The sequence below is a fragment of the Citrobacter telavivensis genome (assembly GCF_041807075.1).
GTDB lineage: Bacteria > Pseudomonadota > Gammaproteobacteria > Enterobacterales > Enterobacteriaceae > Citrobacter_A > Citrobacter_A telavivensis.
Window position 1 is genome coordinate 290,854 of sequence record NZ_JBGUBF010000001.1, and the last position, 25,670, is coordinate 316,523.

Consider the following 25,670-nt stretch of genomic DNA (forward strand, 5'->3'; position numbering starts at 1 on the left):
TTTTTCAAAACGGGAAAGCGATCAGCTCCACATCGTCCGGCGTGACTTTGACCATCGATCCTTCACTATGCCAGGCACCTAATACGACGCGGAAGGCGGGTTCGCCGTTGACGGTGAGCGCGTGAACATCAGGGCGGTGGGTATGACCGTGAATCAGCCACTGGACGTGGTGTTTTTCCATCTCAGCGACAACCGTATGTTTGTTGACGTCCATGATCTCCAGTGATTTGCTGCTATTGGCGGCTTTGCTGTTGGCTCGCATCCTGGCGGCCACACGCTTGCGTATAAACAGCGGCAGGGCAAGGAACAGCGTTTGCAGCCAGGGCTGATGGACTTTCGCGCGAAACGCCTGATAACCCGCATCGTCGGTACACAGCGTATCGCCGTGCATGATGAGTACCCGTCGACCGTACAGATCGAGCACGTTTTCCTGGGGGAGCAGCGTCATGCCGCTTTCACGGGCGAAGCGCTTGCCAATCAGAAAGTCACGGTTGCCGTGAATGAAAAAACAGGGGACGCCGGATTCGACAACCGCTTTAATGGCGGCGGCCATTTCATGGTGTAGCGGGTTGGGATCGTCATCGCCAATCCAGGCTTCGAACAGGTCGCCCAGGATATACAGCGCGTCAGCCTGACGGGCTTCACCGGCTAAAAAACGCAGAAAACCGGCGGTGATCGCCGGTTCTTCCGTGCAGAGATGAAGATCTGCAATAAACAGTGTCGTCACAATTACTCGCTGACGGTCACGTTTTCGATAATCACGTCTTCTTTCGGTACGTCCTGGTGCATGCCGCTGCGACCGGTAGACACGCCTTTGATTTTGTCTACCACGTCCATACCTTCAACCACTTCTGCAAATACACAGTAGCCCCAGCCCTGCATGCTTTCGGCGGAGAAGTTCAGGAAATCGTTGTCGGCTACGTTGATGAAGAACTGCGCCGTCGCGGAGTGCGGAGCCTGAGTACGCGCCATTGCAAGCGTGCCACGGGTATTTTTCAGACCGTTGTTAGCTTCGTTTTTGATAGCGTCTTTGGTGGCTTTTTGTTTCATGCCAGGTTCAAAACCGCCGCCCTGAATCATAAAACCGTTAATCACACGGTGGAAAATGGTGTTGTTGTAAAAACCTTCGCGACAGTAGTCCAGGAAGTTTTTAACTGTTTCAGGCGCTTTATCATCAAACGTTTTGATTACGATATCGCCGTGATTAGTGTGGAAAGTAACCATTTTTGCATCCTGTTCCGATATAGTGGTGCTTTAACCCAACGAAGGGTCAGAGTTAGGGAGGTGTTATAGCATAACCGCACGCTGCGATCACCTCGCAAAGTGTGCTGCTTCCCGTCCCAATTATGGGTATTATACAGACTTTGTTATCCACACACGTCTTACACGGAATCTTCGATGTTAAAAATCTTTAATACACTGACGCGCCAAAAAGAGGAATTCAAACCTATTCATGCCGGGGAAGTCGGCATGTACGTGTGTGGTATTACCGTTTACGATCTCTGTCATATTGGTCATGGCCGTACGTTTGTGGCGTTTGACGTGGTTGCTCGCTATCTGCGCTTCCTGGGCTACAAGCTGAAGTATGTGCGTAACATCACCGATATCGACGATAAAATCATTAAGCGCGCTAATGAAAATGGCGAAAGCTTTGTTGCGCTGGTGGATCGTATGATCGCCGAGATGCACAACGATTTTGATGCGTTAAATATTCTGCGTCCGGACCTGGAGCCGCGCGCGACCCACCATATCGCCGAAATTATCGAAATCACTGAACAGCTGATTGCCAAAGGCCATGCCTATGTGGCGGACAACGGCGACGTGATGTTCGATGTCCCGACCGACCCGAACTACGGGCAACTGTCACGCCAGGATCTGGATCAACTGCAGGCCGGTGCGCGCGTGGACGTGGTGGATGTGAAGCACAACCCGATGGACTTCGTGTTGTGGAAGATGTCCAAAGAGGGCGAGCCGAGCTGGCCGTCACCGTGGGGCGCAGGCCGTCCTGGCTGGCACATTGAGTGTTCCGCGATGAACTGCAAACAGTTGGGTAATCACTTTGATATCCACGGCGGCGGTTCTGACCTGATGTTCCCGCACCACGAAAACGAAATTGCCCAGTCCACCTGCGCGCATGACGGTGAGTATGTGAACTACTGGATGCACTCCGGGATGGTGATGGTTGACCGCGAGAAAATGTCCAAATCGCTGGGTAACTTCTTTACCGTGCGCGACGTGCTGAAATACTACGACGCGGAAACCGTACGCTACTTCCTGATGTCCGGCCACTATCGTAGCCAGTTGAACTACAGTGAAGAAAACCTGAAGCAGGCGCGTTCTGCGCTGGAGCGTCTGTACACCGCGCTGCGCGGGACGGATAAGTCTGTCGCACCCGCCGGTGGCGAGGCGTTTGAAGCACGTTTTGTTGAGGCGATGAACGACGATTTCAACACGCCCGAAGCATACTCCGTGCTGTTCGACATGGCGCGTGAAGTGAACCGTCTGAAGGCAGAGGATATGGCCGCAGCAAATGCGATGGCGTCTCACCTGCGTAAGATTTCTGGTGTGTTGGGGCTGCTGGAACAGGATCCGGAGCTGTTCCTGCAAAGCGGCGCACAGGCGGACGACGGAGAAGTCGCAGAAATTGAAGCGTTGATTCAACAACGCCTGGATGCCCGTAAAGCCAAAGACTGGGCGGCTGCGGATGCGGCGCGCGATCGTCTAAATGAGATGGGCATTGTGCTGGAAGATGGTCCGCAGGGAACCACCTGGCGTCGTAAGTAATTACCTGAATTGCCGGATGGCGGCTGATGCCTTATCCGGCCTGGAAAATACGGGAGCCGTGCCGGATAAAACGCGTTGCGTCGTCATCCGGCAACGCGCTCCGGTAATTTAATGCTTCCTGTACCACCACAGCACTCCCATCAACATCGCTCCCGGCAACCATACCCACAATAACTCGGAAAGAATGACCTGATGCCCGTATGGCGTGGTATAGCGCGACAGGGCAAACGGCGCGACCTTAATCACCTGCCACGGCGCAAAGAAGCGTTCGTTTGACCACGGCCACAGCCAGCCTACGCCTTTGCCACCGGTGGTTATCGAATCCAGCAGGCTGTGCGACAGCAGTGAAACCGTCAAAAATAACCAGCAGCGTATTAACCCGGCTTTAAACCATCGTCGCCCCACCCACACGCAGAGTAACGGAACCAGTAACGCGAACAGTAGCGAATGGGTAAACCCGCGATGTCCAAACACGTTTCCATAAGACACCCCGAGTTTAAACGAAAGCACGTCGGCGTCCGGCAGCATCGCAAGAGCGATCCCGACAAACAGTAAGCGTGGGGGGATTACTTTCAACCCCAGACCCAGTCCAAGGCAAATCGGGACGGCGGCGTGGGTAATAATGGTTGGCATAACAATTATCCGAAATAAGTGAATACATTAATATATCCCTGGTGAGATGTATTTTCCACGTGAATAATGTTTTTGATTAATAACGTTTCTGTGAATGTGTTTGGGTTCTGAATGAAATCCTAAAGTGATTTTTTTTGATAATGAAGCATTGTGTAGCACTTTTTTAAATGTGCATAATCAGAAGATACTCTATTCTTCATTTTTTCTACATTAGCAGACAGCCGTTTTTGAGGGGCTTTATTGTGACGACTTATCGTAAATCGAACAGATATGTCAAAAGGGCGTTAAATATATTACTAATAATAACTCCGGTTTTTCTTACCGGCTGTCAGCATCGTTCGCAATCTCAGTCATTAGCAGGGAAAAATTCCTCAGCTTCCGTTGTATCCGCGCCATTGCCTTCGCCTCAGATAACGCCTGTTACGCCAGAAGCAGCAAGCATCGGGGCCTCTGAAGGTGCAGCTTCTCTCTGCCAGAAAGAACTTGTTGCTCTTTCTAAAGTGAATCAGCGTCAATATGCTAAAAAGAAAGCGGACTTTGAACAATTGCTGGATAGTGCGTCTGTCTATACGTCCGTGCGCGAGGATATCGGTTCACAAACGCGGGATACCATGGATGCGCTGTATAAATATAAAACACAAAAGCTGTGCAGCGATATTGAACAAACCGTTCGTCAATCTTTAATTAACAGGGGAGAGAGTTTTAAATGATCGTGTTAAAAATAAAACCTCTTTTTTTTTTACTCTTCCTTTAGTGATTTGTAGTGTTGCTGTTGGTGACGTTTTTGCCAGAGATAATGCAGCCGCTGTACAGTCGTTGGATGTTATCACCTCTCAGACTAGTGATATTCCCGCCTTGCTGACAGAAAAGCCGATAAATCTACCTGCCCCAGTTATTTCAGCACCGCGAACCGTTAAGAAACACACGTCAAAAACGGATAACCGTGATTTGCGTGGTATTCGGATTGCTCCTGTCAATGAGAAGGAGAACGCTGCGCTTCAACAGTCGCTCCGCGATGCGCAAAAACAAATCGCGACTCTGCAACAGCAGTTGGACAGTGAAAATCAACAACTTGAAGAGAACTCGAGCCAGTTGACGGCTTTACGTGGCGAACAAGATAAAGGTAACACCTCCACCGCAGCACAACAAAAGCAACTGGCAGAAAATTTGAATGAAATCAATAAACTGAAAGAAAAGGTGACCGACCAGCTTGCTGAGAAAGTGGCAAATTCTCTTGAGTTTGCCACGGAGAAAATGCGTGACAGTCAGGCGCTGATACAACTTAAAAAGCTATTGGCAGATAGCCAGAATCAGGTCGCTGTATTGAATAAACAGATTGCGGATCTGACGGCGGCGCAAGCGGCTAATGCCAAAGCACTGGCGGAAGCAAAGTCAGGCGACAGCAACGCTGTGGCTGAACTGAAACAAGCATTGGGCAAAAGCCAGTCTGACTCAGCGGCCCTGAAAAACGCGCTGACCGACAGCCAGAATCAGGGCGTTGCGTTGAATAAACAGATTGCAGAATTGACGGAAGAGCAAGTGGCTAATGCCAAAGCGCTGGCGGAAGCAAAAGCTGGCGACAGCAATGCCGTGGCTGAACTGAAACAGTCACTGGATAAAAGCCGGAATGAAACGGCAGCCCTGAAAAACGCGCTGACCGACAGCCAGAATCAGGGCGTTGCGTTGAATAAACAGATTGCCGAACTGACGGCTGCGCAAACGGCTAATGCCAAAGCACTGGCGGAAGCAAAGGCAGGCGACAGCAACGCCGTGGCTGAACTGAAACAAGCATTGGGCAAAAGTCAGTCTGACTCGGTGGCCCTGAAAAACGCGCTGACCGACAGCCAGAATCAGGGCGTTGCGTTGAATAAACAGATTGCGGAATTGACGGCTGCGCAAGCGGCTAATGCCAAAGCACTGGCGGAAGCAAAGGCAGGCGACAGCAACGCCGTGGCCGATCTGAAGCAGTCTCTGGAAAAGAGCCAGTCTGACTCGGCGGCCCTGAAAAACGCGCTGACCGACAGCCAGAATCAGGGCGTTGCGTTGAATAAACAGATTGCCGATCTGACGGCTGCGCAAGCGGCTAATGCCAAAGTACTGGCGGAAGCAAAGGCAGGCGACAGCAACGCCGTGGCTGAACTGAAGCAGTCTCTGGATAAAAGCCGGAATGAAACGGCGAAGCTAAGTCAATCACTGACCGACAGCCAGAACCAGAGTGCCGCGCAGTTCAAACAAATAACTGATTTGCGCGCCAGCCTGAGCGACAACGATAAATCTCTGGCTAACGCGAAGAAGACGCTGGCGGAAAACAAGACGCAGCAGGATGAGGCACAGAAGAAACTCCAGGAAATGACGGCGAAACTGGATGCGCAGAATAAACAAATTCTAACGCTAACGGCCACAAAGGCTGAGGCCGCGACGCCTGTGCCAGCTTCTGAAGAACAGCTTCGTTCTTATGCCTTGGGGACGCTGTGGGGGCAGGAAGTCAGAGGGGCGATGGCGAATTTTCAGTCTGATGGGTTCCTGCTGGAACTGCCGCAGGTGATAAGCGGGGTTTCTGACTCGATCAGAGGGAAGTTTAAAGTGCCGGAAAGTACGATCATGGCTGAGCTGGATGTCATGAATAAGAAGGCAATGGAACTGCAGAAGAGTGCCAGCACCAAACCGAATCAGAGTAACAATTTCATCAGTACTTTTAGCCGCGTGCCGGGAACGAAACGGGCAGATATGGGCTACTACTACCGCATAACCCAGAAAGGGCAGGGTAAAATCGCGGCAACGGATGTGGTGGTGATTGCCGTTAAGGAAAGCCTTTCCAGCGGTAAAGTTATTAAAGATATGATGAAGAGTGGGAAGGTGCTGGCGTTGCCGCTGGGTAATTTCCCGCCACTTTTTAATTCAGCGCTCAGCAAAATGAGTAAAGGTGGCAAGTTGATTATGGCTGTCCCGCCCGAACTGGCTTACGGGGAACAAGGACGGCCACCGCAGATTCCGCCGTCTTCGACGATGGTTTACGAAATTACTGTTGTTGATGTACAACCTGCCGCAGGTCAATGAGCTCCATAACGTATGCCCGGTTTTGCCGGGCATTTTCTTTCCTACGCGGATTCCCGTGCGATAAGCTGACCTGACAGCGTGATCCGTTGCGTCTGTCTCTCTGGTTCTCTGAGCTGGCCGATAATTAATCCGGCGGCCTGTCTTCCGGTTTCTTCACTGGCGGAAGAGACATAAGTAAACGACGGAGAAGTGAGATTTACGTGCAGCATATCTTCAAAACCAATCAGTGCCACCTGCTGGGTCAGAAATACGTCTTTACCGAGGGTACGTCCAACCTGATGAATGCCGGAGATAGAGCCAATCATCGCCGCGGGTGAGTGGCAAAGCAGAGCGGTGATCGTGTTATTTTGTTCCAACAGATGGCGGGTGGCAATGCTGGCGGCGTGGGTATCATCGTCACAAGCAGGAGTCGATTCTTCTTTATAGACCATGCCATTTTGTGCCAGCGTATTGCGAAACCCCTGTAATCTCTGTTGGCGAATCAGACAGTCTGGTCGACCGCCAATATAGCCAATGCTGCGGTGCCCGCGTTCAATCAGATAGCGAGTGGCAAGGCTCGCCGCCTGACGATTATCGCGCATTACCAGATTGCAGTTTTCTTCAATCAGCGATTGCGATACGACAACTAATGGTAAAGGGCACTGGCGCACCTGTTCAGGTAGCGCTGTACGGGTGGGGTCCGACGACAGATAAATGACGCCAGCCACACCTTGCTGCTTGAAAGAGAGAAAACAGCGCTCCAGGCTTGTCCGATCATCCTGTGGCTGACCCAGAAAAACCATAAAGCCTTGCTGTTCCAGCTCCTGAACAATGCTTGCCATCACCTTGATAGAAAAGCTGTCGCTGAAATCGCGCAGGATCAGGCCGATCAGATTGGACGTGCTGGCGCGAAGATTCGCTGCGGCGATGTTATGAACATAGCCAAGCGTATTGATGGCAGCATGGACCTTCTCAATCGTTGCCTCTGAGATTTTCCCTTTCTGGCGTAACACCAGCGAGACGGTCGAAACCGAGACGCCCGCCTGCTTTGCGACATCAATAATGCTGACTTTCTTCAAAATCGCTCCCTGAAAATTACCGGTTATCAGCCAGATACGACAACGTCTCCCAGCGAACAGGAGACGTGTCATTCAGGCATCTTATTATTTGCCAATCATCGTGGACATGGTCTGGGCGATAAACTGTGCTCTCGCACCGAAAATCACCTGGATGCCGTTGTCGCCGACAAAGACTACGCCGCGCGCGCCGAGGCCGTTGAGACCGTCTTTATCGACCTCGTCGCTTTTCGCCACTTCCAGACGCAGACGGGTGATACAGGAACCGACGGAGTCGATGTTCTGCGCGCCGCCCAGCAGGCCGATGATTTCAGTGGCAATTTCTGTATCCGTTTTGTCGTTCGCATTGGCGGTCACTTCGGTACGGCCTGGCGTTTTGATGTCGAAACGGCGAATAACAAAGCGGAAGGTAAAGTAGTAAATCAACGCCATCGGCACGCCGATGATAATGGCGTTCAGGAAGTTGGTCTGATAGCCATTGAAAGAGGGTAGGATGCCAAACGACAGGTAGTCGATGAAACCGGCAGAGAACGACTTGGCAATATGCGCATGCAGCAGGTACATGGTCATATAGGCCAGCCCCGCCATAATGGCGTTGAAGACGTACAGAATTGGCGCCACGAAGATAAAGGTGAATTCAACCGGCTCGGTAATCCCTGTCAGGAAGCAGGTAAGCGCTGCCGAAAACAGAATACCGGCCGCAATTTTCTTATTCTTCGTGTGCGCTTCGTGATACATCGCCAGACAGGCCGCAGGCAGGGCAAACAACATCAGCGGGAATTCACCCTGCATGAATTTGCCGGCGTTCTGATAGGTATCACTACTGAAAGATTTGACCCCTTCCTCCAGCATTTTGAACCAGATTGTCTGGTCGCCGTGGATCACCTGACCGGCCTGAGTGGTGTAATCCCCAAAGGAGTACCAGAAGGACGGATACCAGATGTGGTGTAACCCGAGCGGGATCAGCGCACGTTCAACCAGGCCAAAGATAAAGGTTGAGACCGCCTGATTATCGCCGTTGACGATCACCGAAAGCGCATCGATACCGGACTGAATGTGTTGCCAGACGTAGGGCAGCAGCAGTCCCAGCACAAAGGAGAGAAACGCGGTGGCGATCGCCACAAAACGTTTACCGGAAAAGAAACCGAGGAACTCCGGCAATTGCATGGTGTGAAAGCGGTTGTAGCACCAGGCGGCGAGAATACCGCAGATCAGACCGCCAAAGACACCCATTTGCAGAGTCGGGATACCGACCACCATGGCGTATTTTCCGCCCTGGGAGGCCATCTCCGGCGTGATGCTCAGCACCGTGCTGATGGTGATGTTAGTGACAAACACCGAGACCGCCGCCGACAGCGCCGCGATACCCGATTCTGAGGCAAGACCGACGGCAGAGCCGATGGCGAACAGCATCGGCAGGTTATCAAAGATAACGCCGCCCGCGTTCATCATCAGCGGCAGATGGAATTTATCCCCGAAGGCCAGCAGCAGGCCCGCAGCAGGAAGCAGTGAAATTGGCAGCATTAAAGCGCGGCCAATCATCGATAATTTAGACAACGATTTAACAAACCCTGATATCAGACTCATGCTGATTTCCCCCGAGTAGCGCTTTTTTAGCGCTGTTATTGTAAGTAGAACGTTATAGTAGAACGTTCTACTTATCGTGATGAAGGAGTGAGTTTCGCGCAACTTAAATTTCACGCTTCATCAAATGAAATGGTGATTCTTTGAAGTTGATCGATAATTAACCGTTATGGTCGTAGGGAGATAAAGAAAGAGAAGAGGGGGGCCTCAACCCGACATCCCCGGAGGAGAGATCGGGTGAGGTGTCAGATAGCTCAGGCCGTTACGGTGATCGTCTGGCCGGCAAAGCTGACGGTTTGACCGGCCACGATTTTGCAGCGTTTGCGGGTTTCCACCGCGCCATCAACCTTTACCTGCCCTTCGGCAATGGCGATTTTCGCCTGGGCGCCGCTTTCACTCCAGCCTTCCAGTTTCAGCAGATCGCACAGTTCAACGTGAGGATGCTTGCCTAAAGAAAATGTCGCCATGTTAGTTGTCCTGAGGATCGTGATATTCAACGCACGCCTGTAGCGTGTTTTCGATAAGGGTGGCGACCGTCATCGGTCCCACGCCGCCCGGTACGGGCGTAATGTACGAGGCTCGCGCGGCAGCGTCGTCAAATACCACGTCGCCGACCACCTTGCCATTTTCCAGACGATTGATGCCGACATCAACCACGATAGCGCCTTCTTTGATCCACTCACCCGGAATAAAGCCCGGTTTACCGACGGCAACGATCAGCAGATCGGCATGCTCAACGTGGTGACGCAGATTTTTGGTGAAGCGGTGGGTCACCGTGGTGGTGCATCCGGCCAGCAGCAGCTCCATGCTCATGGGACGTCCCACGATGTTAGAGGCGCCAATCACGACCGCATTCAGACCGTAGAGATCGATGTTGTAACGCTCGAGCAGAGTGACAATCCCGCGCGGGGTGCAGGGGCGCAGACGCGGGGCGCGCTGGCACAGGCGACCGACGTTGTACGGATGAAAACCATCCACGTCTTTATCCGGATCGATACGTTCCAGCACTTTGACATTATCGATGCCTGCCGGAAGCGGCAACTGCACCAGAATACCGTCGATGGTGTTGTCGGCGTTGAGCGTATCAATCAGCTCAAGCAGTTCCGCCTCGCTGGTGGTTTCCGGTAGGTCATACGAGCGGGAGACGAATCCCACCTCGTCACAGGCTTTACGCTTGCTTGCCACATAAATCTGTGAGGCCGGGTTGCTGCCTACCAGGACTACAGCCAGGCCCGGGGCTCGACGTCCGGCGGCAATACGCGCCTGAACTTTTTGAGCAACCTCAGAGCGCACCTGCTGCGCAATCGTTTTACCGTCAATAATCTTTGCTGCCATCAGAGAGAGGATTCCATCTGTTACTACACGTCAAAGGGGATGGCGCTATTTTGTCAGAAGTGAAGACGGTTGTCAGTTACCGCTTTCTGTCAGGGTGGTTTTAAGCGGCGATCCGCCAGGCGAGGGGAGGGGACAGGAAAAGCAGGATGCTCACAACTCAAGCAGTTGAGAGGAAAGCCATTGACCGTTAAGGTTGTGAACGTATAATACCGACCAGTTTTGTATCAGTCCGCATTGCAGTTCACTGCTCCCTTAGCTCAGTTGGATAGAGCAACGGCCTTCTAAGCCGTCGGTCACAGGTTCGAATCCTGTAGGGGGCGCCATTAGAACTCAACGATTAAACCATTTCCTCCAGCCTCCATATTTCTTTCATGAGACATATTTGGGGCATCGTCGTTAAAATCGAGTCAACCTGAGGCTCGAAACCGTCTAAGACCTCCAGTTTATCCAATTCCATTTGGGAAACACGGTCTGAGCAACCCTGAACCTGATACCTAAAGGCTGAAGCTGATTTCCACTGATGGTGTACTGCGCTGCGCCTCACCATGATAGACGGCTTCAATGTTGTTACCATCTGGGTCAAGTACGAAAGCCGCGTAGTACCCGGAGTGGTAACGGCGTTCGCCAGGTGCTCCGTTGTCACGTCCCCCATGCGTCATTGCTGCATGATAAAAGGCATCCACCATCTCACGATTGTTGGCCTGGAAGGCCAGATGATGACGTCCTGTCGGTACTCCCAGCGCTCCTGCGCTTTTCACCGACGATACGACCAGTTCGTCTGCCCAGAAATAATCGTCCGTTGTGCTTACGATCGGGATTTCCAGCGTCGCCAGGACGGCAGTGTAAAACGCTTTGCTGGCGTTAAAGTCGTTAACCACGAGCTGGATATGGTCGATAAGTCTGCCACGATGGAGTTGATACGTTTTCATAAATTCATTTCCCTTCCTTTTACCGTCATTTTTGCTGGTATTTATTCTTTATCAGGAAAAAACAAATCTCAATTTTATCTTTCGGCGATTTCTTATCGGTTCCTATTAATACGGAGAGTTAAACGTTCATCACCATGACAGAAAGACCATCCGGAAAACCGGATGGTCTTTTTGCGCTTTGGAGATATAGAGGCACGTAGCCCGCATTTACTCGCTATTCCGGTTCTGACGCTTTGCGTAAAAACGGGGTATACGATACGGCCATGATGATCCCTTCCGGACTGAGAAAGCGGGTGACCGTTTGTTCCCAGGGTTCCTCCTGCATACAGGTCAACAACTTACATCCACTTTCCTTTAAAATATCGGAGGCGGATTGCATGTCGTCAACTTCAAATTCGAGCCAGGCTTGGGGAACAGGTAAACTGGCAGGCCATTCAGATGAACCAAAACAAGAGAGGGCCACTTTATCCAGCGGCCAGACGGCAAAATACTTCATGCCAGGGATGTTTTGCGAATGCAGATATCCGTCATAACCGTCAATAGTTTCAAGCGGCAGTTGCAGTATGTCTTTATATAAAGACGCACTTTCCTCTGGGTTTGTCGTGACGGGACCAAACCCGGCGACAAATAACACATTAATTCCTTTCAGGATGCTGGACATAGTCACCTCATAGTTTTGAAGCGTGATTACATTGTTATTCACGAACCGCACAATAATAAAATTTCTGCAGTTGATGAGGAGAAAGGTACAATATAATCCGGACTCCTCGTTGTAAAAAAGGGACATTTCTATGAGGGAATATCAAAATTTACCGCGTCGCCGCCCAGAGGCTGCACCAACAACGCGTTGCTATCGCGTCATCTGAACCGCAATGAACACCTTCTCAGGCGGACTGAAACACATTGTCGGTAACCGACACAGCGCGGCGACGCAGCTCTTTTTCGCGCCGTCTGAGCCGTTACGTCACATTGTTTCCCACTATACCGTGCAATTATGCTGCGATTGTGAGCCACAGCCACAGCAGCCATTGACGATTGTTCCTGACGCCAGCGGCTGCCTTGTTTTCACTCTAACCAACGGGCGTCTCCAGCAGCTCTTTTGGGGGCCTGGCAGCCAACCGCACCAGGTGTCGCGGGACTTCAACACGATCGCCATGCGGATTCTGGTTGAGTTTCTGCCTGGCGGCGCGTTTGGGCTTTTGGGCAGTATGCCTTTATATGAATTACAAAACAGGCAGTATCTTCTGGGGACCATCGCCCCTTCTCTGGAACGGTTGTTTCTTCCTGTTATCGAATTGCATCACGAATCTTACCCGCTTCTGCTTCAGGCCATCGACGAAGTATTAGTCCGTCATGCAGGCATAGCCACTGAAAACATGCTGTTGCAGCAGGTTCTTGCTTGTTCTTCCTCCGTGTATGGCATGCTTCGTCTTAATGCTCTGAGCGATATAACGTCTTACAGCACCCGACATATCAATCGGTTATGCCAGGCGAGAATCGGCTTGTCGTGGAAGTCGTTTGTCAGAATCCTCAGAATCAACGAAGCGTGTCGTCGCATCAATCGGGGAGAGGATGTGCTCCGAACTCTTGCCTGTGATCTGGACTATCACGATCAGGCTCACTTTACCAAAGACTTCAAAGCGCTCTGTGGGGTAACGCCGTCCGACTATCAACGGAACCTGTCGGACTTTTATCACGAAGAAACGAAATTGTGTACGCATTTGCCTGACAGGTATGCCCATTGCAAATAATCAAGACGGCATAACCCGCTTTTTATACCTCATGCGGATAAACCTCCTTTGACCCGCAATGAAGGGGGGCGAAGGATCCGCCCCCTGGTTCATCAATGCCGTTTATCAGAACGACGCTTTAATGCCCAGCATCGCTGAGGTATCGCTATAGCCCTTATCACCCACCTGCTGCGCAACGTTACCCCACAGCGTCACATTTTTAGTCAACTGACCTTCAACACCGGCTTTCACTTCACCAATGTTGCGGCTGCTGGCTAAATTCACATTCTGACTGCTCAGCGAGGCGCCGAAGTCTTTGGTGTTGTGGATCCAGTTCACCTCCACAAACGGCTGGAAGTTGCGGTCTTTGCCCGCATCCAGCTTGTTGTGACCGTGACCATACAGACGGACGCCGACACGAGACTGAAAATTACCATCGCCTTTGCCTTCAACACGGGTACCGTTGGCTTCCTTTACAAGAGACGGGTATCGCGTTTAATTAACAAGGCTGTGGAGCCACCTCATTTCAGGATGATACCTGGGCTGATTCTGCTGCAGAGCAAAAGAAAAGGAGGGGATCGGTGTTGTTGCCAGGTGATTTGTTCGTAGAGGGGGTATTAACATCGGCTTGTCGCTCAATGCGGCCTGTACAAGAAGTCTTAGCGTAAGATCTTATCCGTTTCTCAAGAGGCCTGTGGTGAGGTCAGGGGTATTTGGTTTTGCTATTACTCATCAATCCGTTGTTGTCTAAACTGGAAAGAGGTAGGGCTTGTCTTTCTGAGCTGTGTAGGCCGGATAAGGCGTCGCCGGCATCCGGCATACCGATAAATACATTATTCTCTATGAAAATTTGAGATATCGATCGTATTTTCTTTCACCGCATCCATCGCAGAAATAAACGCATTTTCATGATCTTCCTCTTCCGCGCGCGGTAGAGAGTTACCGTAAAAACGCCCATTTTTATGGATAGCCAGAGAATCACTTTTCACCTGACCATTCACAACACCCTGTGCATTAATACTGACCTCGCCACCAATACAGTTTCCATTCAGCACGCCATCAACGGCGATAGCGTAAGCAATAATGTCACCTTCAACGTGTCCACTTTTTAGAATATGGACAGTTTTCTCTGAGCGAATAATGCCGTCTATACGACCGTTAACGTGAATATCGCTGGTTGAGTTCAGTTCGCCCTTAATAATGCAGGTTTCAGGAATGACAGCGACGGAGGGACTCATCTGCACATTGTGCGAGGGTTTTACGGTGAGTTCAACGTCGTCGCCCAGGTAGGAAACCTGGGATGAATCAAGAGAAGATGCAATGTTAATATCTGCGTTGGTTTCAGCAAACGCTGTGTTTTGCGCTTTACGTTTAAACATGGTTCGGATCCTCATCGATGATGAAAGTAAATAAACAGCATAAATTAAACCGCAGCTTAAAATAATTACAGCAATAATCTTCCATCGCGATTTTAACGTGATGTAAAAGTGTTGATCACCTACGCCGTAATGTATAATGAGGTAAAGCCAAAGCCCCCAAACAAGCCACAGGAGGTTATATTGCATAATCTTTCACGTAATCTCCTGTTTGTATTTATCACTGTTAATATGTATTGCGACGGTACCATTCAGAGATTCATTACACAATAAAAAACAAACCTTGTTTTATTTTGGCTGTAATAATTAAAATTTCATCTATTTAAAAAATATCAACGCAATATTAACAATAATGAAAAAAAGAGGGCTGAATAGTAAGCTCCTGATTGTTCATTGCAAGGCCTGAGATAATTTTTCCCAGGATGCTTAAGGACTATTAAAGGAGTAATTTTTCGGATTTTTTTTCTTTTTCAGTAAAAAATTTTGTGCAGTAGTTTGAAGTTTTGGCGATGAAGTACCGTCAGGGCAGGGGTTACCCGCTGGATACCGTGCAATTTCTTCTCGGGCAGAAGAGCGAAGAATGCCGATCAACCACGTTGCCACAGAGGCTGATTTGCAAAGGTCAGAATGTGATTTAAATGTAATAAAAATGTAGTGATGAAAAATGAGTCAAGATAAGCGGCTGTTTTTTTAGGATGAATCCTGGAGTTTACAGTGCTTAAGATGGGCGCAGCGTGAAGAGGTGCAGGCCAGTCAGACCTGCTCTTTCGGCAAACTCAGAATAAAACGGGTAACGCTGGCATCCGAGGTCACCGACACTTTTCCGTGGTGCGCTGTCACAATGGACTTCACGATGGCCAGGCCAATACCGCTCCCTTCTCCTTTGCGCTGGCGGGACGGATCGACGCGATAAAAGCGATCAAATAACCGTGGCAGATGTTCGGCGGGAATAGGCGTTCCCGGGTTTTCAATGATGATGTGCACCTGGTCGTCCGCCTCTTTCAGTCGGACGGTGATCGTCTGACCCGGCGGCGTGTAACGCATCGCGTTGGAGAGGAGATTGCTTATCGCCCGGCGCAGCATACCGGGATCGCCGGAAACCAGGCACGGACTCCCTTCAAAATGCAGTCCGACCTCCCGCTCTTCCGCCAGCGCTTCAAAAAAGTCGAACACTTTACCGACTTCATCTGCCAGATTGAGCGCTTTTTTCTCCGGGATCAGTTGGTTGTTATCGGCCTGCGCCAGAAACAGCATATCGCTGACCATTTTCGCCATATGACTAAATTCTTCGAGGTTGGAATAGAGCACCTCTTCCAGTTCCTTCTGACTACGGGGCTGGCTGAGAACAATTTCCGTCTGCGTCACCAGATTGGTGATAGGGGTTCGGATCTCATGGGCAATATCGGCAGAGAAATTGGACTGGCGGGTAAAAACGTCCTCAATACGCTCGATCATGTGATTAAAAGAGAGCACCAACCGTTCCAGTTCAATAGGGACCGATTGGGGATCCAGACGTACGTCGAGATCTTTCGAAGTGATGTTTTGAATTTGTCGACTGACGCTGCGGATCGGTTCGTGGCCTTTATAAACGGCAAACAGCACGATAAAAATGATCAACATGCTGATGATCGAGGCGGTCATGATCAGCTTGTTTTTCAGGTCGTTAATGTAATGCAGATGAAAATCGATCGACAGCGCCAGATACAGGGTATAGGCCGGTTTACCCTCAACCAGCGGCCCGACCGGCAGGCGGATCATGCGCCAGGTGGAATGCGTACCGTGGCCTGCCATCTGCATCGACGGACCATTAATTAAATAAACATTGCCACCCGGAACAGTTTTATCCGGCGTGGCCTGGGTAAGAAACTGCCGGATATCCGGCACATGAGGGGAATGAAAGAGCGCCTGCTGGTTGGCATCTTCCAGCGAAATGATCACGTTTGAGTAACCGGCCACGACGTTTTTCAGGATCTCCAGACGACGGGATTCCGGTTCGTCGGAAGGGCTGAGGATACGTTCAAGGGTGGCGCTAATTTCGGTTAAGTCGTTAATGTCCTGTTCGGCAAAATGCACTTTTACCGACTGGACCATTATCCAGGTAAAGGCAAAAAAGGAGGCAATGGTCGCGAGGCTGATAAAAAAGGTCAGACGCGTCGCCAGCGAAAAAGGTCGGGAAAGTCGCTTACTGACCATCCGGCACCTCAAGCACATACCCCACGCCACGCACGGTCTGAATCAGCTTAGGTTCAAAGTCGTTATCAATCTTACCGCGCAGACGCTTCACTGCCACGTCAATGGCGTTGGTGTCGCTATCGAAATTCATGTCCCACACCTGAGAGGCAATCAGCGAGCGGGGCAACACCTCTCCCTGGTGGCGCAGAAAAAACTCCAGCAGGGTAAATTCTTTGCTGGTGAGCGTGATGCGCGTTCCGCTACGACTCACTTTGCGACTCACCAGGTCAACCGTCAGATCGGCCACCTGAAACTGGCTTTCGACAATCACCGCCGCTCCCCGGCGCAGCAGCGTTCTGACGCGCGCCAGCAGTTCGGCAAAAGCAAATGGCTTAACCAGATAATCATCTGCCCCTAACTCCAGTCCTTTCACCCGGTGTTCGATCGTGCCCAGCGCGGTAAGCAGCAGAATCGGCATACCTTTATTGGCGGTGCGCAGCATCCGGACGATATCCCAGCCGTTGACGTCGGGCAGCATGATGTCAAGGATGAGCAGGTCGTATTCACCGGTCATCGCCAGGTGGTAACCATTCAGACCATTGTCGGCAAGATCGACAACAAAGCCTGCTTCCGTCAGCCCTTTGGTCAGGTATTCACCGGTCTTTTTCTCATCTTCGACAATCAAAATTTTCAACACGTCCTCCTTCACCACGCGAATGTCATGGGGCCCCTCAATTCTAGAGAAGCCAGATCGGATAGCAATCGCATTCTGGGAAAATGACAGCTTTGTCATTTTGCTGTCACGGGTTGAACAGAGAGCACCAGGTAAAGTTGCTGATATCAACCCACATGAAAATCAGGCTTATGCGTAATTTTAAGCTCCTCACGCTCTCGATGGCGTTACTGCTGGCAGGATGTTCACTCGCACCAGACTATCAGCGTCCGGCGCTCCCGGTGCCGCAACAGTTTTCTCTGAGTCAGAACCAATTGGTGGCGTCGCCAGCAGGTTATCAGGACAGCGGTTGGCGGCAGTTTTTCGTCGATCCGCAGGTGAAAACGTTGATTGATGAGGCGCTGCGCAGCAACCGTGATTTACGCATGGCGACGCTGAAAGTGCAGGAGGCGAGGGCGCAATATCGGGTGACCGATGCCGATCGCTATCCGCAACTGAACGCAGAAAGCAGCGGGAAATGGAGTGGAAAGCTCAAGGGCGACACCCGCAGTACGCGTGAATACGAGGCCGGGCTGAATCTGAGCTTTGATCTGGATTTCTTTGGTCGACTGAAAAACATGAGTGAAGCCGACCGACAGAACTTTTTTGCCAGCGAAGAGGCGCGCCGGGCGGTGCATATCCTGTTGGTGTCCAACGTGGCGCAGAGCTATTTCAATCAGCGTCTGGCCTTTGCACAGCTCCAGGTGGCGCAAGAAACGCTGAGTAATTACGAGCGCGCGTATGCGCTGGTGGAAAAACAGCTGGTCACCGGCAGTACTAACGTGCTGGCGCTGGAACAGGCGCGCGGCGTGATCGAAAGTACCCGCAGTGACATCGCCAGGCGTCAGGGGGAACTGGCGCAGGCAAACAACGCGTTGCAGCTGTTGCTGGGGAGCTACGGCACGCTGCCCGACGATACGCGACACAACGTCGGCGATCTCAACGGCGTGACGTTACCGCCGTCGCTCTCATCGCACATCCTGTTGCAGCGCCCGGACATTATGGAAGCCGAACATGCGCTGATGGCGGCGAATGCCAATATCGGCGCGGCGCGGGCGGCATTTTTTCCCTCCATTACGCTGACCAGCGGGATCTCCGGCAGCAGCAGCGATCTCTCTACGCTGTTTTCAGCGGCAGGCGGGATGTGGAATTTCATTCCGAAGGTGGAGTTACCCATCTTCAACGCCGGGCGTAATCAGGCCAACCTCGATGTGGCTGAAATCCGCCAACAGCAGTCGGTGGTCAATTACGAGCAGAAGATCCAGAACGCCTTCAAAGAGGTTGCCGATGCGCTGGCGCTGCGCCAGAGCCTGGCCGATCAGATTCGCGGTCAGAAGCGTTACCTGTCTTCGCTACAAATCACCCTTCAGCGTGCCAGAGCGCTCTATCGCAACGGGGCGGTGAGCTATATCGAAGTGCTGGACGCCGAACGTTCGCTCTTTGCGACGCAACAAACCCTGCTTGACCTTAATTACGCCCGGCAGGTTAACGAAATTACGCTCTATACCGCGCTTGGTGGCGGTTGGCTGGAATAAATCAAATGACATCATGGGAGATTAAAAATGAACACGGTATTTAAAGCAGTCGTATTCGCGGTTTTCTCTGCGCTGGCGATTAACGCCCAGGCCAATGAACATCATCACGGCGATATGATGAGCGCCATGCCTGCCGCTGAACAAAGCCCAGTGGTCAGCGCCACCGGCGTGGTGAAAGGTGTTGATATGGAAAGCAAAAAAGTCACCATTGAACATGGTCCCATTCCCGCGCTGAACTGGCCGGCAATGACCATGCGTTTTACCATCACGCCGCAAACGCAGCTCAACGATATAAAAGCGGGCGATAACGTGGCGTTTACGTTTATCCAGCAGGGCAATCTCTCTTTATTGCAGGATATTAAAAGCCAGTAATTTTCTCTTATTTTAACGTTGAGCATGACCTCATGAAAAATATCGCGCTAATTATCGGCAGCATGATGGCGGGCGGCATTATCGCCGTGGCCGGCTATATGTATTTCGCCGCCGCGCACCCGTCGGCGAATACACCACCTGCCGCGGAAAAAGAAGCCCGCAACGTGCTGTTCTGGTACGACCCGATGTACCCGAATACCCGCTTCGATAAACTCGGCAAATCGCCCTTTATGGATATGGATCTGGTACCGAAATATGCCGATGAAGAGTCTGCCAGCACCGCTGCGCCGGGAGTCCGGATCGATCCGACGCAAACGCAAAACCTCGGTGTGAAAACCGAGGCTGTGCGCCGGGGTCCTCTCACGTTTGCACAAACGTTCCCGGCCAACGTCAGCTTCAACGAGTATCAGTTTGTCATCATGCAGGCGCGGGCCGCCGGATTTATCGATAAAGTCTGGCCGCTGACCGTGGGCGATAAGGTGAAAAAAGGCGCGCCGCTGCTCGAGCTCACCATTCCTGACTGGGTGGAAGCGCAGAGTGAATATCTGCTGCTCAAAGAGACCGGCGGTACGGCAACCCAGGTTGAGGGGATTCTGGAGCGACTGCGTCTGGCCGGGATGCCGGATGCGGATATTCGGCGTCTGACCACAACACGCAAAATTCAGACCCGTTTTACCCTAACGGCACCCATTGACGGGGTGATTACCGCCTTTGATTTACGCGCCGGCATGAACATCGCCAAAGATAACGTAGTGGCGAAAATTCAGGGGATGGACCCGGTGTGGGTCACTGCCGCCGTGCCGGAATCCATCGCGTGGCTGATTAAGGACACGTCACCGTTTTCGCTGACCGTTCCGGCGCGTCCGGATAAGTCATTCACCGTCCGCAAGTGGACGCTGCTGCCCAGCGCTGATGCCACCACCCGAACGCTGCAACTGCGTCTGGAAGTAGAGAATCCTGACGAAGCGCTGAAACCGGGGATGAACGCCTGGCTCAATCTGCAAACGGCCAGCGAGCCGATGTTGCTGATCCCGTCTAAAGCGCTGATCGATACTGGCAGCGAACAGCGGGTGATCACGGTGGACGGTGAAGGCCGTTTTGTTCCGAAGACAGTCTCTGTCTTCCAGGCTTCGCAGGGGATGACGGCGATCCGTTCCGGGCTGGACGAAGGCGAGAAGGTGGTTGCCAGCGGCCTGTTCCTGATTGATTCAGAAGCCAACATCTCCGGTGCGTTGGATCGCATGCGCGCACAGCAGCCGTCGGCGACGCCCGTTCATGCGGCCCATGCGCACTGAGGAGAACGCAGATGATTGAATGGATTATTCGTCGCTCGGTTGCCAACCGCTTTCTGGTGATCATTGGCGCGCTCTTTCTCAGCGTCTGGGGCACCTGGACTATCGTCAATACGCCGGTGGATGCGCTGCCCGATCTGTCCGATGTGCAGGTGATCGTCAAAACCAGCTATCCGGGGCAGGCGCCGCAGATTGTCGAGAATCAGGTCACCTATCCGCTGACCACCACCATGTTGTCCGTGCCGGGCGCGAAGACGGTGCGCGGCTTCTCGCAGTTTGGCGACTCGTATGTCTACGTTATTTTTGAAGATGGCACCGATCCGTACTGGGCCCGTTCACGCGTGCTGGAATATCTCAACCAGGTGCAGGGTAAGCTCCCGGCGGGCGTCAGCGCGGAAATGGGGCCGGACGCCACCGGCGTGGGCTGGGTATTCGAGTATGCGCTGGTCGATCGCAGCGGTAAGCACGACCTGGCGGAGCTGCGATCGCTGCAGGACTGGTTCCTGAAATATGAGTTGAAAACCATCCCCAACGTGTCGGAAGTGGCCTCTGTAGGCGGTGTGGTGAAAGAGTATCAGGTGGTGATCGACCCGATGAAACTCGCTCAGTATGGCATCAGCCTGTCGGAGGTGAAGGGCGCGCTGGATGCCTCTAACCAGGAGGCGGGCGGCTCGTCGGTGGAACTGTCGGAAGCGGAATATATGGTCCGCGCCAGTGGGTATCTACAAACGCTGGATGACTTTAATCACATCGTCCTGAAGTCAGGAGAAAACGGTGTGCCGGTGTATCTACGCGATGTGGCGAGAGTGCAGATTGGCCCGGAAATGCGCCGGGGGATCGCTGAACTCAACGGTGATGGCGAAGTGGCCGGCGGGGTGGTCATATTGCGTTCCGGTAAAAACGCGCGTGAGGTGATTTCGGCGGTCAAAAGTAAACTTGAGACGCTGAAAAGTAGCCTGCCGGAAGGCGTGGAAGTGGTGACCACCTACGATCGCAGTCAGTTGATTGACCGCGCCATCGACAACCTCAGCACTAAGCTGCTGGAAGAGTTTATCGTCGTGGCGCTGGTCTGCGCGCTGTTTCTCTGGCACGTGCGTTCCGCGCTGGTGGCGATCATCTCGCTACCGCTGGGGTTGTGCATCGCTTTTATCGTGATGCATTTCCAGGGGCTGAACGCCAACATTATGTCGCTTGGTGGGATCGCAATCGCAGTGGGGGCGATGGTGGATGCCGCCATTGTGATGATCGAAAACGCGCATAAACGACTGGAAGAGTGGGAACATCGGCATCCGGGCGAAACGCTTGATAACGAGACGCGCTGGAAGGTGATCACCAACGCCTCCGTGGAGGTTGGCCCGGCGCTGTTTATCAGTTTGCTGATCATCACGCTCTCTTTTATTCCCATCTTTACCCTTGAGGGGCAGGAAGGACGCCTGTTCGGTCCACTGGCGTTCACCAAAACGTATGCAATGGCGGGCGCGGCGTTTCTGGCGATCGTGGTGATCCCTATTCTGATGGGGCTGTGGATCCGCGGCAAAATTCCGGCGGAAAGCAGCAACCCGCTCAACCGTTTTTTGATCCGCATCTACCATCCGCTATTGCTGAAAGTGCTGCACTGGCCGAAAACCACGCTGCTGGTGGCGGTGCTCTCGATCCTGACGGTTGCCTGGCCGCTGAGTAAAGTGGGAGGCGAGTTCTTACCGCAGATTAACGAAGGCGACCTGCTGTACATGCCTTCCACGCTGCCGGGGATTTCGGCGGCAGAAGCGGCAAGTATGTTACAGAAAACCGACAGGCTTATCATGACCGTTCCGGAAGTTGCCAGAGTCTTTGGTAAAACCGGGAAAGCGGAGACCGCCACGGATTCGGCACCGCTGGAAATGGTGGAAACCACCATTCAGCTTAAGCCGCAGGATCAGTGGCGTCCGGGCATGACGATGGACAAAATCATTGAGGAACTGGACAAAACCGTCCGTCTGCCGGGGTTGGCAAACCTGTGGGTGCCGCCGATTCGTAACCGTATTGATATGCTCTCGACCGGGATTAAGAGTCCGATTGGGATTAAAGTCTCCGGTAACGTACTGGCCGATATTGATGCAATGGCCGAGCAGATTGAAGAGGTCGCCCGAACCGTCCCTGGCGTGACGTCCGCGCTGGCCGAGCGTCTGCAAGGCGGTCGCTATCTCAACATCGACATTAACCGTGAAAAGGCTGCCCGTTACGGCATGACGGTGGGGGACGTGCAGTTGTTTATCACCTCCGCCATCGGCGGGGCGATGGTGGGGGAGACCGTTGAGGGGATTGCCCGTTATCCCATCAATCTACGCTATCCGCAAAGCTACCGTGACAGCCCACAGGCGCTGCGCCAGCTACCGATCCTGACGCCGATGAAGCAGCAAATTACGCTGGGAGATGTGGCCACAATCAACATCACGCCGGGACCCTCGATGTTGAAAACCGAGAATGCGCGGCCCACCGGTTGGATCTACATTGACGCGCGTGACAGGGATATGGTCTCCGTGGTCAACGACCTGAAAAAGGCAATTACCGATAACGTCCAGTTGAAGCCCGGTACCAGCGTCGCGTTTTCTGGTCAGTTTGAGTTGCTGGAGCGGGCGAACCATAAGCTGAAGCTGATGGTGCCCATGACGCTGATGATCATCTTCGTCCTGTTGTATCTGGCGTTCCGCCGCGTCGGGGAAGCGCTACTGATCATCACCAGCGTGCCGTTTGCGCTGGTGGGCGGGATCTGGTTCCTGTACTGGATGGGGTTCCATCTGTCGGTCGCGACAGGAACCGGGTTTATCGCGCTGGCGGGGGTGGCAGCGGAATTTGGCGTGGTAATGCTGATGTACCTGCGCCATGCCATTGAGGCCGATCCGGCGCTGGACAATCCGCAGACGTTTAGCGCAGAGAAACTGGATGAGGCGTTGTATCACGGCGCGGTGTTACGGGTACGGCCCAAAGCGATGACCGTGGCGGTGATCATTGCCGGTCTGCTGCCTATTTTATGGGGCACAGGGGCCGGTTCGGAAGTCATGAGCCGGATTGCTGCGCCCATGATCGGCGGCATGATTACGGCTCCGTTGCTGTCGCTGTTTATTATCCCGGCAGCTTATAAGTTGATGTGGATGCGTCGTCACCGCAAAATATCACATTAATACCTGCATTATCCGGCCTGTTGTAATCGAGCAGGCCGGATAAAATCACACCTTATGGTCTGTTTTTTTATTCTATCCGACATATTCCGCAATACTGTAAGATGCTTTTTCTGATGATGACGTTTATCCCTTTCTGAATCCCTATCTATTATTTTCTTATTCCCCTGATATTTAATTTTACCGTTACTCCTCAGCAGGTTGTGCATAAAAAACACAAACGTTCATCTTTTATTACGAAAGGTGTAAACCTCTATTTTATATTTCAGGATCGTGCTGTTCATCGCATTTCATTCATTTTTATTATCAAATTTTCGTTAAGTTAGCCCTCTTTTGCGCATAATGCGGGCCACTTTTACACTTCTCTGAATGTTTTTACATATCAATTAATCAGTAAAAATAGCTAAAAACTTAATATCATGCGAAATATCCGAAAGATAATCCCTTATGGTAATCAAAAACCATGAATCGGAGTCATTTTTAGCCATTTATCATTAAACATGAATGAGAAATACCTGAAATATAAAATAAGGATTTTACTATGGGATTTGGGATGGCAAAGGACAATAAATTTGAGATCGTGGCCATTATTCGTGAAGAGCTTCTCAGAAAAACCAAGGTGGAACTGAAATTTAAAGATACCAGCGTGGTCAGTCAATTAGAAAAGGTTGACTTCGACTACTTCGTGATTGCCAACAATAGCGAAATCCCACTCTCTCCCATTCAGTCTTTTATCTTGCACAGTAACAGCGGCATTATCAGGTTTAATGCCAGATTCAGTCAGTCACTGACCGATAAACTGGAGTGCGGGCTGGCGTATCGCATCCCGGAGGTGATCTTATTAGTTCAGCGCCGCCAGCACCAACGCTTCTCCTTTTTAAAAGGGTATCAATTTTACTGTTCTGGGCGCTATAAAAATGGTGAGAATTACTCGCTGCAGATTAAAAATATCTCTCGCGGCGGTTGTGCACTGATTGCACAAAAAGTGAATGCCCGCTTTCTTTATAAAAATGCGCTGATCAAAGGGGCATCCCTCGATTTTGAACAATTTGGTTGTCTGCATAGCGATCTCCGGGTTGTCAATGTCGTTACCATTAATGAATTTGATGAGAATAATCAGCTTTATTCCTGTCAGCAGATCTCCTGCAAATTCGAATTTAAACATCCCCGCGAAGCGTTGGATGTCGAGAAGGTCATTATTCATTTTTTGATGAGTAACAAATTGAAAAGTTTATAAGGGAGGGTGAACTTTATGTTGATGTGTGGAAATGAAGATTTCGTCGGCAGCAGTGTTTCAACGTATTTAAAGAGTAAAAATGCTGAGGTGACGAGTGTACCCTGGCAGGTGATGGTGGATTACTCCGCACGTTATCGCCATCGGCTGATGATTTTTAATATCATCAGCCACGAACAGTCTTACGCGGATTTTGTGAGTTATTTAAATAAGAGCCGTTTTAAACTCTACGATAATGCGGTGGTGGTGATAGCTGATAGCCGTCTGGCCGCGTTGTGCATTGAGTTGCTGTATGTCGAAAAGGCCATTGTGTTGACCGATAAATCACCACTGCGTGATTTTGGTCGACTGACAACCCTGACGGAGGAGTGCTGGAATCCCCGCGTATTCCGTTCGCAAAAACGACTCAGCGATCGTGAACAACAAATCCTCAGTTTGTTGGTGAGCGGGTATTCGCCAAACGAGATATCGGATCTGATCAGCGTGAGCTATAAAACGATACAGACCCATAAAATGAGGATCATTGTTAAGTTGGGCCTGGCCCATTCTACTGCACTGAATAAACAGATCGTCAGATTCAACCATCCGTTGTCTTTTTTATCCTGAGTTTGTTATCAGCCTGATGGCGCTTCGCTTATCAGGCCTACAGGTGTCACGAGTAACGTGTTGATGTTCTAAAGCCTGTAGGCCGGGTAAGGCATAGCCGTCACCC

General features: G+C 51.6%; 22 protein-coding genes, 1 tRNA gene and 1 pseudogene. 11 read left to right on the forward strand and 13 right to left on the reverse strand.

Annotation, left to right across the window (positions count from 1 at the left end; all coding sequences use genetic code 11):
• Positions 1-4 precede the first annotated feature (4 nt).
• Together lpxH and ppiB are read right to left on the reverse strand one after the other, a co-directional pair.
• Positions 5-727, reverse strand: coding sequence for a UDP-2,3-diacylglucosamine diphosphatase (lpxH, locus tag ACERJC_RS01350; protein ID WP_286632610.1), 723 nt, complete (start codon positions 725-727; stop codon positions 5-7).
• A gap of 2 nt (positions 728-729) precedes the next feature.
• Positions 730-1,224 carry a peptidylprolyl isomerase B gene (ppiB, locus tag ACERJC_RS01355; RefSeq protein WP_042324369.1) on the reverse strand — a complete coding sequence of 165 codons (495 nt, stop codon included), beginning with the start codon at positions 1,222-1,224 and terminating at the stop codon, positions 730-732.
• A gap of 174 nt (positions 1,225-1,398) precedes the next feature.
• Here ppiB and cysS point away from each other — a divergent pair, with 174 nt between their 5' ends.
• On the forward strand, positions 1,399-2,784 hold the full coding sequence (gene cysS, locus ACERJC_RS01360; protein ID WP_152405591.1) for a cysteine--tRNA ligase: 1,386 nt from the start codon (positions 1,399-1,401) through the stop codon (positions 2,782-2,784).
• A 108-nt stretch (positions 2,785-2,892) separates the two neighbouring features.
• Here cysS and ACERJC_RS01365 read toward each other — a convergent pair whose 3' ends face one another.
• Positions 2,893-3,417 (reverse strand): metal-dependent hydrolase, encoded by a 525-nt coding sequence (locus ACERJC_RS01365; protein ID WP_178824910.1) that lies wholly within the window; start codon positions 3,415-3,417, stop codon positions 2,893-2,895.
• A 242-nt stretch (positions 3,418-3,659) separates the two neighbouring features.
• Here ACERJC_RS01365 and ACERJC_RS01370 point away from each other — a divergent pair, with 242 nt between their 5' ends.
• Both ACERJC_RS01370 and ACERJC_RS01375 read left to right on the forward strand, forming a co-directional pair.
• A complete protein-coding gene (locus ACERJC_RS01370) occupies positions 3,660-4,127 on the forward strand; it encodes a YuaE family lipoprotein (RefSeq protein ID WP_373670863.1) in 468 nt (155 codons plus the stop codon).
• A 238-nt stretch (positions 4,128-4,365) separates the two neighbouring features.
• Positions 4,366-6,474, forward strand: a complete 2,109-nt coding sequence (locus ACERJC_RS01375) for an FKBP-type peptidyl-prolyl cis-trans isomerase (protein WP_373670864.1) — start codon at positions 4,366-4,368, stop codon at positions 6,472-6,474.
• A 41-nt stretch (positions 6,475-6,515) separates the two neighbouring features.
• Here ACERJC_RS01375 and malI read toward each other — a convergent pair whose 3' ends face one another.
• The 4 genes from malI to folD all read right to left on the reverse strand — a co-directional run bounded on the left by malI (position 6,516) and on the right by folD (position 10,448).
• Complete coding sequence (malI, locus tag ACERJC_RS01380; protein ID WP_286632613.1) at positions 6,516-7,532, reverse strand: Mal regulon transcriptional regulator MalI; 1,017 nt, start codon at positions 7,530-7,532, stop codon at positions 6,516-6,518.
• Between the two features lie 84 nt (positions 7,533-7,616).
• Positions 7,617-9,116: a PTS transporter subunit EIIC gene (locus ACERJC_RS01385; RefSeq protein ID WP_373670865.1), complete on the reverse strand. Its 1,500-nt coding sequence runs from the start codon at positions 9,114-9,116 to the stop codon at positions 7,617-7,619.
• Positions 9,117-9,367: 251 nt separating this feature from the next.
• Positions 9,368-9,580 carry a ribosome-associated protein YbcJ gene (ybcJ, locus tag ACERJC_RS01390; protein WP_042320912.1) on the reverse strand — a complete coding sequence of 71 codons (213 nt, stop codon included), beginning with the start codon at positions 9,578-9,580 and terminating at the stop codon, positions 9,368-9,370.
• A gap of 1 nt (position 9,581) precedes the next feature.
• On the reverse strand, positions 9,582-10,448 hold the full coding sequence (gene folD / locus ACERJC_RS01395; protein WP_042320909.1) for a bifunctional methylenetetrahydrofolate dehydrogenase/methenyltetrahydrofolate cyclohydrolase FolD: 867 nt from the start codon (positions 10,446-10,448) through the stop codon (positions 9,582-9,584).
• Positions 10,449-10,694: 246 nt separating this feature from the next.
• Between folD and ACERJC_RS01400 the strand changes: the two genes are divergently transcribed.
• Positions 10,695-10,771 (forward strand) — tRNA-Arg (locus ACERJC_RS01400).
• 171 nt (positions 10,772-10,942) lie between these two features.
• Here the strand turns inward: ACERJC_RS01400 and ACERJC_RS01405 are convergent.
• Together ACERJC_RS01405 and ACERJC_RS01410 are read right to left on the reverse strand one after the other, a co-directional pair.
• The gene (locus tag ACERJC_RS01405; RefSeq protein WP_178828452.1) at positions 10,943-11,377 is read right to left on the reverse strand and encodes a VOC family protein; all 435 of its coding nucleotides are present in this window, start codon (positions 11,375-11,377) and stop codon (positions 10,943-10,945) included.
• Between the two features lie 214 nt (positions 11,378-11,591).
• Positions 11,592-12,038, reverse strand: a complete 447-nt coding sequence (locus ACERJC_RS01410) for a VOC family protein (RefSeq protein WP_371895709.1) — start codon at positions 12,036-12,038, stop codon at positions 11,592-11,594.
• A 211-nt stretch (positions 12,039-12,249) separates the two neighbouring features.
• Between ACERJC_RS01410 and ACERJC_RS01415 the strand changes: the two genes are divergently transcribed.
• Positions 12,250-13,128, forward strand: a complete 879-nt coding sequence (locus tag ACERJC_RS01415) for a helix-turn-helix domain-containing protein (RefSeq protein ID WP_286632621.1) — start codon at positions 12,250-12,252, stop codon at positions 13,126-13,128.
• A gap of 105 nt (positions 13,129-13,233) precedes the next feature.
• Here the strand turns inward: ACERJC_RS01415 and ACERJC_RS01420 are convergent.
• The 4 genes and pseudogenes from ACERJC_RS01420 to cusR form a co-directional block, all read right to left on the reverse strand.
• Positions 13,234-13,581 (reverse strand): annotated as a pseudogene (locus ACERJC_RS01420) (autotransporter outer membrane beta-barrel domain-containing protein); the annotation flags it as partial.
• 359 nt (positions 13,582-13,940) lie between these two features.
• On the reverse strand, positions 13,941-14,486 hold the full coding sequence (locus tag ACERJC_RS01425; RefSeq protein ID WP_373670866.1) for a bactofilin family protein: 546 nt from the start codon (positions 14,484-14,486) through the stop codon (positions 13,941-13,943).
• Between the two features lie 750 nt (positions 14,487-15,236).
• Positions 15,237-16,676, reverse strand: a complete 1,440-nt coding sequence (locus ACERJC_RS01430) for a Cu(+)/Ag(+) sensor histidine kinase (RefSeq protein WP_152405580.1) — start codon at positions 16,674-16,676, stop codon at positions 15,237-15,239.
• Positions 16,666-17,349 carry a copper response regulator transcription factor CusR gene (cusR, locus tag ACERJC_RS01435; RefSeq protein WP_152405579.1) on the reverse strand — a complete coding sequence of 228 codons (684 nt, stop codon included), beginning with the start codon at positions 17,347-17,349 and terminating at the stop codon, positions 16,666-16,668. The genes ACERJC_RS01430 and cusR overlap by 11 nt, the downstream gene beginning before the upstream one ends.
• 170 nt (positions 17,350-17,519) lie before the next feature.
• Here cusR and ACERJC_RS01440 point away from each other — a divergent pair, with 170 nt between their 5' ends.
• The 6 genes from ACERJC_RS01440 (at position 17,520) to ACERJC_RS01465 (ending at position 25,564) form a co-directional block, all read left to right on the forward strand.
• Positions 17,520-18,902, forward strand: a complete 1,383-nt coding sequence (locus ACERJC_RS01440; protein ID WP_373670867.1) for an efflux transporter outer membrane subunit — start codon at positions 17,520-17,522, stop codon at positions 18,900-18,902.
• Between the two features lie 27 nt (positions 18,903-18,929).
• Positions 18,930-19,274 (forward strand): cation efflux system protein CusF, encoded by a 345-nt coding sequence (gene cusF, locus ACERJC_RS01445; RefSeq protein WP_373670868.1) that lies wholly within the window; start codon positions 18,930-18,932, stop codon positions 19,272-19,274.
• 32 nt (positions 19,275-19,306) lie between these two features.
• Positions 19,307-20,569, forward strand: coding sequence for an efflux RND transporter periplasmic adaptor subunit (locus ACERJC_RS01450; RefSeq protein ID WP_373670869.1), 1,263 nt, complete (start codon positions 19,307-19,309; stop codon positions 20,567-20,569).
• Positions 20,570-20,580: 11 nt separating this feature from the next.
• Positions 20,581-23,727 carry a CusA/CzcA family heavy metal efflux RND transporter gene (locus ACERJC_RS01455; RefSeq protein ID WP_373670870.1) on the forward strand — a complete coding sequence of 1,049 codons (3,147 nt, stop codon included), beginning with the start codon at positions 20,581-20,583 and terminating at the stop codon, positions 23,725-23,727.
• A gap of 538 nt (positions 23,728-24,265) precedes the next feature.
• Positions 24,266-24,961 carry a flagellar brake protein gene (locus ACERJC_RS01460; RefSeq protein WP_373670871.1) on the forward strand — a complete coding sequence of 232 codons (696 nt, stop codon included), beginning with the start codon at positions 24,266-24,268 and terminating at the stop codon, positions 24,959-24,961.
• 87 nt (positions 24,962-25,048) lie between these two features.
• Complete coding sequence (locus tag ACERJC_RS01465) at positions 25,049-25,564, forward strand: helix-turn-helix transcriptional regulator (protein WP_284554216.1); 516 nt, start codon at positions 25,049-25,051, stop codon at positions 25,562-25,564.
• The last annotated feature ends 106 nt before the right edge of the window (positions 25,565-25,670 follow it).